The organism is Burkholderia sp. Se-20378 (assembly GCF_017104665.1).
Classification (GTDB): domain Bacteria; phylum Pseudomonadota; class Gammaproteobacteria; order Burkholderiales; family Burkholderiaceae; genus Burkholderia; species Burkholderia lata.
The window spans coordinates 1-11,224 of record NZ_JAAGPG010000277.1 but is presented as its reverse complement, the minus strand read 5'-3'; the positions used below and the strand labels follow the sequence as shown (position 1 = coordinate 11,224).

Annotated in this window: 10 protein-coding genes and 2 pseudogenes; 10 read left to right on the top strand and 2 right to left on the bottom strand. The window is 65.6% G+C overall.

Annotated elements, in window-relative coordinates:
* From G3N93_RS24715 to G3N93_RS24690, 6 genes and pseudogenes are all read left to right on the top strand, one after another.
* Window positions 1–629 (top strand): annotated as a pseudogene (locus G3N93_RS24715) (TolC family protein); the annotation flags it as partial.
* A 272-nt stretch (window positions 630–901) separates the two neighbouring features.
* A pseudogene (locus G3N93_RS24710) lies at window positions 902–1,627 on the top strand (efflux transporter outer membrane subunit); the annotation flags it as partial.
* Window positions 1,628–2,464: 837 nt separating this feature from the next.
* Complete coding sequence (locus tag G3N93_RS24705) at window positions 2,465–2,977, top strand: fimbrial protein (protein WP_034186931.1); 513 nt, start codon at window positions 2,465–2,467, stop codon at window positions 2,975–2,977.
* A 118-nt stretch (window positions 2,978–3,095) separates the two neighbouring features.
* The gene (locus G3N93_RS24700) at window positions 3,096–5,549 is read left to right on the top strand and encodes a fimbria/pilus outer membrane usher protein (RefSeq protein WP_206134155.1); all 2,454 of its coding nucleotides are present in this window, start codon (window positions 3,096–3,098) and stop codon (window positions 5,547–5,549) included.
* A gap of 16 nt (window positions 5,550–5,565) precedes the next feature.
* On the top strand, window positions 5,566–6,312 hold the full coding sequence (locus G3N93_RS24695) for a molecular chaperone (RefSeq protein ID WP_174982125.1): 747 nt from the start codon (window positions 5,566–5,568) through the stop codon (window positions 6,310–6,312).
* A complete protein-coding gene (locus G3N93_RS24690; protein WP_174934198.1) occupies window positions 6,309–7,334 on the top strand; it encodes a fimbrial protein in 1,026 nt (341 codons plus the stop codon). The genes G3N93_RS24695 and G3N93_RS24690 overlap by 4 nt, the downstream gene beginning before the upstream one ends.
* 180 nt (window positions 7,335–7,514) lie before the next feature.
* On the opposite strand, the gene G3N93_RS24685 is transcribed toward G3N93_RS24690, so the two are convergent.
* Window positions 7,515–7,652, bottom strand: a complete 138-nt coding sequence (locus G3N93_RS24685; protein WP_206134154.1) for an HHHH-motif protein — start codon at window positions 7,650–7,652, stop codon at window positions 7,515–7,517.
* A 46-nt stretch (window positions 7,653–7,698) separates the two neighbouring features.
* Window positions 7,699–7,938: a hypothetical protein gene (locus tag G3N93_RS24680; protein ID WP_041492825.1), complete on the bottom strand. Its 240-nt coding sequence runs from the start codon at window positions 7,936–7,938 to the stop codon at window positions 7,699–7,701.
* A gap of 327 nt (window positions 7,939–8,265) precedes the next feature.
* On the opposite strand from G3N93_RS24680, the gene G3N93_RS24675 reads away from it, so the two are divergent.
* The 4 genes from G3N93_RS24675 (at window position 8,266) to G3N93_RS24660 (ending at window position 11,164) form a co-directional block, all read left to right on the top strand.
* Window positions 8,266–8,922: an RNA polymerase factor sigma-70 gene (locus tag G3N93_RS24675; RefSeq protein WP_174936919.1), complete on the top strand. Its 657-nt coding sequence runs from the start codon at window positions 8,266–8,268 to the stop codon at window positions 8,920–8,922.
* Window positions 8,923–9,008: 86 nt separating this feature from the next.
* Entirely contained in the window at window positions 9,009–9,251 is a 243-nt protein-coding gene (locus tag G3N93_RS24670; RefSeq protein ID WP_011351933.1) for an MbtH family NRPS accessory protein, read from the top strand.
* 45 nt (window positions 9,252–9,296) lie between these two features.
* The gene (locus G3N93_RS24665) at window positions 9,297–10,304 is read left to right on the top strand and encodes a TauD/TfdA family dioxygenase (protein WP_174934194.1); all 1,008 of its coding nucleotides are present in this window, start codon (window positions 9,297–9,299) and stop codon (window positions 10,302–10,304) included.
* Window positions 10,304–11,164 (top strand): ABC transporter ATP-binding protein, encoded by an 861-nt coding sequence (locus G3N93_RS24660; protein WP_206134153.1) that lies wholly within the window; start codon window positions 10,304–10,306, stop codon window positions 11,162–11,164. Before G3N93_RS24665 ends, G3N93_RS24660 begins: the two co-directional genes overlap by 1 nt.
* Window positions 11,165–11,224: the final 60 nt, after the last annotated feature.

Sequence of the window (11,224 nt, the reverse complement as noted above, 5' to 3'; positions counted from 1 at the left end):
CGGCGCCGGTGCCGGCGACCTATGCGCCGGTCGACGGCAGTGCCGCACCGGCGGCGGAGGTGTCGCCCACCGACGCCGCGCTGCTCGACGACTGGCGCACCTACTTTACCGATGCCGCGCTGCAGGCGTGGATCGATGCGGCGCTCGCGAACAACCGCGACCTGCGGGTCGCGGCCGGCCGCCTCGAGGAAGCGCGCGCGCTGTACGGCGTGCAGCGCGCGGACCTGATGCCGTCGGTCGATGCGAATCTGGGCTATGACCGTGCGCGCCAGTACGACCCGGTCGTGCGCGAAAGCGCGATCAGCGGGCTGTATCGTGCGGGCGTCGGCATCAGCGCGTACGAGCTCGACCTGTTCGGCCGCGTGCGCAGCCTGTCCGACGCGGCGCTCGCTGAATATTTCGCGACGGCGAACGCGCAACGCACGGTTCGCATCGGTGTGATCGCCGACGTGGCGGGCGCCTATGTATCGGAGCGCTCGCTGCACGAGCAGCTCGCGCTGGCGCAGCGCACGCTGGATGCTCGCCAACGCATGGCCGCGCTCACGCAGCGCCGTTATGCGGCCGGCACGAGCGACGCGATCGAGCTGCGCTCGGCCGAGATGCTGGTGGCCTCCGCGCGCGCGTCGCAGGCCGCGCTGGAGCGCGAGCATGCGCAGTCGGTTCGGGCGCTGCAGTTGCTCGCGGGCGACTTCGCGCGCAACGTGCCCGACGACATGACCGCGCTCGACACGCTGTCTATCGCTCCGGTGGCGCCCGGCGCACCCAGTACGCTGCTCGAACGGCCGCCGGACATCCGCCCGGCTGAAGCACGGCCCACGGCCGCCAACGCGCACATCGGCGCCCCCCGCCCGGCTTTCTTCCCGCGCCTCACCCCAACGACCGACCACAGTTCCGCCAGCGAGCCGCGCTGGAGCGCGAGCATGCGCAGTCGGTGCGGGCGCTGCAGTTGCTCGCGGGCGACTTCGCGCGCAACGTGCCCGACGACATGACCGCGCTCGACACGCTGTCGATCGCTCCGGTGGCGCCCGGCGCACCGAGTACGCTGCTCGAACGGCGGCCGGACATCCGGCAGGCGGAAGCACGGCTCAAGGCCGCCAACGCGCAGATCGGCGCCGCGCGCGCGGCGTTCTTCCCGCGCATCACGCTGACGAGCGACTACGGTTCGGTCAGCGATGCGTTCTCGAGCCTGTTCACCGGCGGCACGAGCGTGTGGACGTTCGCGCCGCGCCTCACGCTGCCGATCTTCGCGGGCGGCCGCAATCGCGCGAATCTCGACGTCGCGAATGCGCGCAAGCACATCGCGGTCGCCGATTACGAGAAGACGGTGCAGACCGCGTTCCGCGAAGTGGCCGATGCATTCACCGCGCGCGACTGGATCGATCGTCAACTTGCCGCACAGCAGGACGTGTATACGGCCGACGGCGCGCGGCTGAAGCTCGCCGAGCGTCGCTACGCGGGCGGTGTCGCGACGTATCTCGAACTGCTCGACGCACAGCGCAGCACGTACGAGTCGGGGCAGGAGCTGATCCGGCTCAAGCAGCTCAGGCTTGCGAATGCGATCACGCTGTACCGTGCGCTCGGCGGCGGCTGGTCGCCGGCGTCTGCGGAAGCCGCGGCTTCCGCGTAATGCCCGTCGCCTGACGCAGCCGCGCGTCGGGCGGCATGACGGTGGCGGTACGCTTCGACGTGCCGCCGCCGCTTCCTTCGATCCATCCCGCTGTTCCAGCGACATCTTTCCCCACTGACAGGCCGGCCAGGACGCTTTTTCATCCTGTCGCCACGCGCACATGCGCGTTTCGGAACGACCCTCGTCTTGCGGTCGCCCGGGTCGCCAATCCGCGCAAACGTGTGCGGGTTGTTTTTCCTTCTTTCTCTCATGCGATGCGGTCCCGATGTCGGGTTCCGGCGGCCACTCATGCGGGCGATTTACGATCTGGAATTGACGATCGAATTAACTATATATTGGAAATAATGAGGGCGGCAAAGTGTCGCAGTAAAACGTTTGTACTGATGTCGCAATCGTTTGCGCGAAAGAATTGAATTGATTGAATCGCCGGTTAATTTCCTGTTTGTTGAAAATGATTTGATATTGACGTTGTCGTCCGGCAACGATGGCGGCATTGGACAATGTTTTGTCCTTTTCGCGGATGATTTTGCCGAAGCCAATGCTGGCAAGGAGTAGCGGGGTGGCATCGGCTGCCGATGGAAATTCTCTTTAATCTTCAATTGCTTCCAAAAAATAAAAAAGGACTGCGGATAAAAATTTATGGATTGAAAATAGACAGGAAATAGTTCGGATTTAGAGGGCTAAATCGGACATTGTCAGAAGCATTTGACAATGATTTACAGAAAACTTTCACGATTATCTCGATAATGCCGCCTCGTGTCGGACGGAAGCCACCATGCGCTGCCGTTTGTATCCGCCACGTCATCTACTCCATTTGCAGTCCTTACGGGAAACGTCATGAAAAAATCCATCCTGACCGCTGTCGCACTCGCGGCCCTGTCGACCTCGGCCTTCGCAGCGGGCACCGGCACGATCAACTTCACGGGCGAGATCGTCGCGGGCGCATGCGGCATCGATTCGGGTTCGGTCAACCAGACCGTGAACCTCGGCAAGGTGCCGACCAACGTGTTCAAGCAGGCTGGCGACAAGTCCACGCCGACCAACTTCGACATCAAGCTGACCGACTGCGACACGAGCATCGCGCAGAACGCGTACTTCACGTTCACGGGCACGTCGAGCGCAGGCCAGCCGAAGCTGCTCGCGACGATCGGGTCGGCAACCAACGTCGGCATCCGCCTGCAGGCAGCGTCGGGCGAATACCTCGACAACGGCGCCGAGCAGAAGGCACCGACCGTGCTGCAGAACGGCACGAACATCGCACGCTTCGCGGCAATGTACGAAGCGACCGCAGCCGGCGTGACGCCGGGTACCGCCGACGGCGTGGCGAACTTCACGGTTCGCTACCAGTAAGCCGCTGTACCGGGGAAGGGTGCACACACCCTTCCTCGTTCGTTTTTTCTCCTTTTCCCTCTCCCTGGACTTCCGGTAGCGCCGCGTGCGAATCAGACATTCCTTCCTTTGCGTCTCCGTGCTGGTTGTCGGCAGCCAGAGCCATGCGACGGAATTCAATTCGTCGTTCCTGAACATCGACGGTTCGAACAACGTCGACCTGTCGCAGTTCTCGCAGGCGGACTTCACGCTGCCCGGCGAGTACATGCTCGACGTACGGGTCAACGACCTGTTCTACGGGTTGCAGGCGATCGAGTTCATCGCCGTCGACACGTCGGGGGCGGGCAAACCGTGCCTGCCACCGGAGCTCGTCGCGCAGTTCGGGTTGAAGCCGTCGCTCGCGAAGGACCTGCCGCGCTTCCAGGGCGGACGTTGCGTCGATCTCGGCGCGATCGAGGGGGCGACCGTGCGTTACCTGAAAAGCGACGGTCGGCTCAAGATCACGATTCCGCAGGCTGCGCTCGAGTTCACCGACTCGACCTACCTGCCGCCGTCGCGCTGGTCCGAAGGGATTCCAGGCGCGATGCTCGACTATCGCGTGATCGCGAACACGAACCGCAACTTCGGTGCGGGCGGCAGCCAGACGAATTCGATCCAGGCCTACGGGACGGTTGGCGCGAACTGGGATGCATGGCGCTTTCGCGGCGACTACCAGGCGCAATCGAACGTGGGCAATACGGCCTATGCGGACCGCACGTTCCGCTTCAGCCGGCTCTATGCATTTCGTGCGTTGCCGTCGATCCAGTCGACGGTGACGTTCGGCGACGACTACCTGACTTCCGACATTTTCGACACGTTCGCGTTGACGGGCGCGTCGATCCGCAGCGACGACCGCATGCTGCCGCCTTCGCTGCGCGGCTATGCGCCGCTCATCTCGGGCGTTGCGCGCACCAACGCGACCGTGACCGTATCGCAGGCAGGTCGCGTGTTGTACGTGACGCGCGTGTCGCCAGGCGCCTTCGCGTTGCAGAACATCAATACGAGCGTGCAGGGCACACTCGATGTCGCGGTCGAGGAAGAGGACGGCAGCGTGCAGCGCTTCCAGGTGACGACGGCCGCCGTGCCGTTCCTCGCGCGTGCCGGGCAGTTGCGCTACAAGGCCGCCGTCGGCAAGCCGCGGCTGTTCGGCGGCGCCGGCATCACGCCATTCTTCGGTTTCGGTGAAATCGCCTACGGCCTGCCGTTCGACGTCACGGCGTATGGCGGCTTCATCGCCGCGTCGGGCTACACGTCGATCGCGCTCGGCGTGGGCCGCGATTTCGGCGCGTTCGGCGCGCTGTCGGCCGACGTCACGCATGCACGGGCGAAGCTGTGGTGGAATGGCGCGACCCGCAACGGCAACTCGTACCGCATCAACTATTCGAAGCACTTCGACGGGCTCGATGCCGACGTGCGTTTCTTCGGCTATCGCTTCTCCGAGCGCGAATACACGAACTTCGCGCAGTTCTCGGGCGACCCGACCGCGTACGGCCTCGCCAACAGCAAGCAGCGCTACTCGGCGACGCTGTCGAAGCGTTTCGGCGACACGTCGACCTATTTCTCGTACGACCAGACGACCTACTGGGAACGTGCGAACGAGCAGCGCGTCGGCCTCACGCTCACCCGGGCGTTCTCGATCGGCACGCTGCGCAACCTGAACGTGAGCGTGTCGGCCTTCCGTACACAGAGCGCCGGTGCAAGTGGCAACCAGGTCTCGGTCACCGCGACGTTGCCGATCGGCGGCCGTCACACCGTCACGTCGAACCTGACGACGGGCAGCGGCAGCACGAGCGTGAACGCGGGCTACATCTACGACGATCCGAATGGCCGTACCTATCAGATCAACGCGGGCGCGACCGACGGGCGCGCGTCGGCGAACGCGAGCTACCGCCAGCGCTCGTCCGCGTATCAGCTGACCGCCCAGGCGTCGACGCTGGCCAATGCGTATGCGGCCGCGTCGCTCGAAGTCGACGGCTCGTTCGTCGCGACGCAATACGGTGTGTCGGCGCATGCGAATGGCAATTCAGGCGACACGCGCCTGCTGGTGTCGACCGACGGCGTGCCCGATGTGCCGCTGTCCGGCACGCTCTCGCATACCGATTCGCGCGGCTACGCGGTGCTCGACGGCATCTCGCCGTACAACGTCTATGACGCGACCGTCAACGTCGAGAAGCTGCCGCTCGAAGTGCAGGTGTCGAATCCGATCCAGCGCATGGTGCTGACCGATGGCGCGATCGGCTTCGTGAAATTTTCCGCCGCGCGTGGCAGCAACCTGTACCTGACGATGACCGACCCGGCAGGCAAGCCGCTGCCGTTCGGTGCGTCGGTGCAGGACGCGGCGAACGGCAGGGAGCTCGGCATCGTCGGCGAGAGCGGAGCGGCGTTCCTGACCCAGGTTCAGCCGAAATCCACGCTGGCGGTGCGCGCGGGCGAACGCACGCTCTGCACGATCGACACGCTGCCGAACCAGCTCCAACTCGAAGGCACGCCGATTCCGGTGACGTGCCAGACGCCCGGCGAGTCGCATGCAGCGGCTGCGCGGGTCGAACGATGAATTCACGGATCCAGCGATGAAAAATTCCTTTTCCCTTTCCATTCCGCGGCGCGCATGGTGCGTGCTCGCGACGGCCGGCGCGCTGTTCGCGGGCACCGCGCAGGCGGCGATCGTGCCCGATCGCACGCGCGTGATCTTCAACGAAGGCGAACAGGCCGCGGTCGTCACGATCACCAACAAGAGCACGACGTATCCGTATCTCGTGCAGTCGTGGCTCGAGGACGCGAAGGGCAACAAGATCACGTCGCCGCTGATGGTCGTGCCGCCGCTGCAGCGCGTCGAGGCGAACGAGCGCAACGTGCTGCGGATCGCGAAGCTGCCGGGCACCGAGCTGCCGGCCGATCGCGAATCGGTGTTCTACCTGAACATCCGCGAAGTGCCGCCGAAGACGGATACGCCGAACACACTGCAGATCGCGCTGCATACGCAGATGAAGCTGTTCTACCGGCCGAAGGCCGTGCAGCCGACGCGCGACGAGGACTGGACGCTGCCGATGACGTTGCGCGTCGATTCGGCCGCACACACGCTCGTGTTCGACAATCCGACGCCGTATCACATCACGATCGTCGACGTGGCTTCGGGTGCGCAGAAGACGCATGTGCCGCTGGACCCGGTGATGGTGAGCCCGATGAGCACGGCCAACGTGCCGTTCAAGGCCGCGACGCCGGCGACGCTGTTCGTCACGCACGTGGACGACTACGGCGGCCAGGTGGCGGTCGAGTATGCGTGCGAGGCCGGTGCCTGCAAGAGCGTGAAGAAATGAGCGGCGTTCGACGAAACGGCATCGCTTCGCGAATGCCGGCCTGGGTCAGGTGGTGTGTGCTCGCGCTGTTCGTCGCGGTTGCGCAGCCTGCGTGGGCGCTGAAGTGTATTGCGGACAACGGCGGCCTGTCGCTGACGGAGGCGATCGGCAATGTCGCGTCGTATCCGACCGACGCGCCGGATGGTTACGTGATCTGGGTGTCGCCGCCGCGCACGACGACGGGCTATTGCTACAAGGATATCGGCGGACTGCAGAATTTCCCCGAACAGATCTACTTCTATGCAAACCCGGAGAAACAGAATCCGGCCGCGTGGGGGCTCGAAGTCGGCATTCGCTTCGAGGGCACCGACTATTACGGACGCAGCAGCCAGCCGGGGAACGGCATCGACACGCACCGCTCCGTGAAAATCTGCGAGATGACCGACCGGCAGGTTGATGCCGGGATGTGTCCGAAATGGCCCATCAGCATTACGTATCAGGTGGTCATTCGCAAGCGGGGGGCGTGGACGAGGCCGCCCTCGGATATCTACGCGGTGTTTCAGTTCGACGGCGAGCGCGGGCTGAACAGCAAGGGAAGCTTCCGCTACAAGCTGAGCGGTCTGCAGAATCTCAAGCCGACACCCTGCATGGTCGACGTGAAGGTCACCCCCGAGCCCGGCATCGTGAAGTTCGGCCAGGTGCAGGCGACGGGCAACGGCTTTTCGCCCGCGGTGCCGCGCAAGTCGTTCAGTCTCGCGCTGACCAAGCAATGCAACGTGCCGGTGCGCGTGGACGGCTACTTCGAGACGTCGCAGACGGTGCGTAACGGGCTGCTCGTACCGGATCCCAATAGCAATTTCGGCATCGGCATCGAGGACCGGAACGGCAAGGCGATTGCATTCAACGAACAGTTCGTGCTCGCCCAGATGCCGGGAAGCGTGAACTACCAGAGCGTGACGCTCGATGCCGTGCTGAAGGCGTTCGGCCCACCCAAGATCGGTCCGTTCAACGGTACGGCGACGATTCGGCTGTTCATCTATTGACGCACACGGTGCGGCTCACGCGTGCCGGGGCGCATGCCCCGGTGACGAAACGCTCGGCGGCGATGCATGCCGGACGCCAACCGGCCGTGCGTTGCATCGTTCGATGCAAGTTGTTACCGCAGCGTCGGTAAAACGAAAAACGCCGGCAAGCCGGCGTTTCTCACATCTGCTGCGCGATGCTCAGCGCACCCAGCGGCACATCTTGTGATGGTGATGGTCGAAGTGACACACGCGGTGCGGATGGGCTTCGGCGATGGCCGGCACGAGCACGGCGGTGGCGAGCGCCGCGACGGTCAGGGTCTTGAGTAGCGTCTTCATGTTGAGGTCCTGTCGTTGAATAGCGGATCACGGGAGCGGCAGCGCATTACCACTGCGGCCGCTGATCGTCGCGATGGTCGTCCCGGCGATCGTCGCGGCGGTCGTCATGCCCGGCGGGATGCTGAGCCTCCCAGTCGCGGCGCTCCCAGTAGCGATTTCCGTCCCAGTAACGATCGCCATGCCAGCCGATCGTGACTTCGGCCGGGCCAGGATAGGCGACGCATCCGGTGAGCATCACGCTCGACAGCGCACCAATCATGACAGCGGATAACACGATGGATTTCATGTTGTTCTCCCTTGGGAAACGGCACGTCGATCGTACGAGCCCTCAAAATTTCACGTGGTAATAAGTAGCTACCGCACATGACAGGCGCAGGCGTTTCGTCAGAACCGTGAAAGATCGTGTCGGCGCAAGCGGCAGCCGTGTACGCCGCACGGACGCGGCAGTGGCCACGTGCCGCGACCGCCGGCTGGCGTCCTATCTGTCAAAGCAACGATTTCGCCGATTGTTCAGACAAATCCTGACAACCGAAAGGGATATCTCGTAATCGGATTGAGAATGATTTGCGTTTACGTTAAATTGCGCTATCTCGGAATTTGACGGAGCAGATCGATGGCGATGGCGGAAGTGCTCGACCGACCGGCGGCGGCAGCGGCGAACCCGTTCCTCGGCAGTTTTCCCGACCGGCCGCCGCGTGCGCGCCGTCCCGCGGAACCCCGTGCGCAGGGCGCGTTGCTCGACGTGCTGATCTCGCATCGCGCGATGCTCGTCAATGTCGCGCGCGGCTTCGTCGGCTGCGCGAGCCGCGCCGAGGACGTCGTGCACGACGTGTTCGTGAAGCTCGTCGAATTCCCGAACCAGGATGCGGTGCGCCAGCCGGTCGCGTACGTGACGCGGATGGTGCGCAATGCGTCGATCGATGCGTGCCGCCGGCAAAGCCTCGAGAACGTCTATCACACGGAAGAGGACGACGGCTTCGACGTGCCGTCGCCCGAGCCGACGCCGGAAGCCGCGCTGCTGACGCGCGATACGCTGCGGCGCGTGTGGGCGGCGCTCGACGACCTGCCGGCGCGCAGCCGCGCGGCCTTCGAGATGGTGCGGCTGCGCGAGGAGACGCTGCAGACCGCGGCGCGCGCGCTGAACGTGTCGCAGACGCTCGTGCATTTCATGGTGCGCGACGCGGAGCGCCACTGCGCGGAATGCCTCGACGCGTGCCATCGCGGCGTCGCGTGCCCGGTGTTTCTGGGCGGCCGCGCACGGCGTCGGTAAAAAACCGCGCCGGCCAATCGTCTATCAGACAGGAGCGGCCGAAACCGCCGCTTCGCCACCTTCAACCGCCTCAGCGATTTCCGATCATGACGCAAGCCACGACGCCTTCCGCCGACACCGACGACCTCGTCTATACGGTCGTCATCAACGACGAAGAACAGTATTCGATCTGGCCGACGTTCCGGCCCGTGCCGGCCGGCTGGCGCGAGATCGGCGTGAGCGGCCCGAAAGCCGACTGCCTCGCGCACATCGAGACGGTCTGGACCGACATGCGCCCCGCGAGCCTGCGCCGCGCGATGGACGGCGAGCGCGCATCGCGCGCGTCGTGACCTGCTGCGCCGCGTTTCCGGCGCACCACCTGAAGAGGACGTTGCATGACCCTGCTTTCGTTGCCGACGCTCGACGACCTGCGTATCGAGCCGGGGCTGCCCACCGTCGTGTCGCCGCGCGGCAGCGACGGAATGTCGATCGACGATGTTGCGCCGCTGGCGCGCGAAATCGCGGCCGACACGCTCGAACGGGCGGGCGGCGTGCTGTTCACGGGTTTTCACGTGCCGTCGATCGACGCGTTCCAGCAGTTCGCGGCGTCGTTCGGCGATCCGCTGATCGGCTATGAATACGCATCGACGCCGCGCAGCCAGGTCGAAGGCGCGGTCTACACGTCGACCGAATACCCGCCGCATCGTGCGATTCCGCTGCACAACGAGCAGTCGTACACGCGCGAATGGCCGCTGCGGATCTGGTTCCACTGCGCGCTCGCGGCGCCGAAGGGCGGTGCGACGCCGATCGCGGACAGCCGCGCCGTCTATCGCGCGCTCGATCCGGCGCTGATTGCGCGCTTCGAGAAACGCGAGCTGCTGTACGTGCGCAATTTCGGGCAGGGGCTCGATCTGCCGTGGCAGCAGTCGTTCGGCACCGACGAGCCGGCCGAGGTCGAACGGATGTGCGCGGTGCGCGGCATCGAATGCGCATGGCGCACCGACGATGACGGTGAGCTGCTGCTGCGCACCCGCGAACGCTGCCAGGCCGTCGCGCGCCATCCGCGCACCGGCGATCGTGTGTGGTTCAACCAGGCGAACCTGTTTCACCTGTCGGCGCTCGACGACGACATGCAGGAAGCGCTCGTCGACGCGGTCGGGCTCGAGAACGTGCCGCGCAACGTGTATTACGGCGACGGCGAACCGCTCGAAGCCGGCGCGCTCGCGGAGATCCGCGGCGTGCTCGACCAGCAGCGCATCGTGTTCCCGTGGCGCACGGGCGACGTGCTGATGCTCGACAACATGCTGACCGCGCATGCCCGCGACCCGTTCGAGGGGCCGCGCAAGGTCGTCGTCGCGATGGCGCAGAGTTATACGGTCCCGCGCGACCGAACGGAGGATTGATGACGCGTAGTACCGCCGCGCTTGCCGCGCGCGGGCTGTCGGTAGGATATCGCGACCATGTCGTGATCGACGGGCTGGACCTGTCGATCGCGGCCGGCCGCGTAACCGCGCTGTGCGGACCGAACGGCTGCGGCAAGAGTACGCTGCTGCGCACGCTCGCGGGCCTGCAGCCCGCGCGTGCCGGCCATGTCGAAGTCAACGGCCAGCCGCTCGCGTCGTTTCGCCGTCGCGCGCTCGCGCGCGAGCTGACGATGCTCGCGCAGTTCAACCAGATTCCGTCGGGGCTCACCGTGCGCGAGCTCGTCGCCTACGGGCGCTATGCGTACGGCGGCTTCCTGCGCGGGCTGTCGCGCGCCGATCACCTGGCGATCGACGAGGCGCTCGAGACGAGCGGCCTCGCCGACGACGCGAACCGCGACGTCGGCGCGCTGTCGGGCGGCGAGCGCCAGCGCGCATGGATCGCGATGGCGCTCGCGCAGCAGGCGCCGATCGTGCTGCTCGACGAACCGACGACCTATCTCGACATCCATCACCAGCTCGACATCCTCGATGCGCTGCGCACGCTGAACCGCACGCGCGGACTGACGATCGTGTGGGTGCTGCCTGACTTGAACCCGGGGGCCGATGACAGCGACGAGATGCTGCTGATGCGGGCGGGCCGCCTCGTGGCGGAGGGCACGCCCGACGCGATGCTCGATCCGGCGCGGCTGCGCGCGGCGTTCGGCGTCGAGATGCTGAAGCTCGCGCATCCGCAGACGGGCGCGCCGATGTGCGTGCCGGCCTACGGGCCGACGACCGACGGCGTGCCGCAGGCGGCCGGCGTCTTCGACCGGGATCTCGCCGTATGCCGACGTTCGTGATGCGCAAGCGCCCCCCGGCGGCGGGGCAGGGCCCGGCTTCGGGCCTGGCCGGCGGCATCG

Coding starts and splice junctions, on each gene's coding strand:
- G3N93_RS24705 (WP_034186931.1), top strand. CDS start 2,465: ATGAAAAAATCCATCCTGACCGCTGTCGCACTCGCGGCCCTGTCGACC.
- G3N93_RS24695 (WP_174982125.1), top strand. CDS start 5,566: ATGAAAAATTCCTTTTCCCTTTCCATTCCGCGGCGCGCATGGTGCGTG.
- G3N93_RS24690 (WP_174934198.1), top strand. CDS start 6,309: ATGAGCGGCGTTCGACGAAACGGCATCGCTTCGCGAATGCCGGCCTGG.
- G3N93_RS24685 (WP_206134154.1), bottom strand. CDS start 7,652: ATGAAGACGCTACTCAAGACCCTGACCGTCGCGGCGCTCGCCACCGCC.
- G3N93_RS24680 (WP_041492825.1), bottom strand. CDS start 7,938: ATGAAATCCATCGTGTTATCCGCTGTCATGATTGGTGCGCTGTCGAGC.
- G3N93_RS24675 (WP_174936919.1), top strand. CDS start 8,266: ATGGCGATGGCGGAAGTGCTCGACCGACCGGCGGCGGCAGCGGCGAAC.
- G3N93_RS24670 (WP_011351933.1), top strand. CDS start 9,009: ATGACGCAAGCCACGACGCCTTCCGCCGACACCGACGACCTCGTCTAT.
- G3N93_RS24665 (WP_174934194.1), top strand. CDS start 9,297: ATGACCCTGCTTTCGTTGCCGACGCTCGACGACCTGCGTATCGAGCCG.
- G3N93_RS24660 (WP_206134153.1), top strand. CDS start 10,304: ATGACGCGTAGTACCGCCGCGCTTGCCGCGCGCGGGCTGTCGGTAGGA.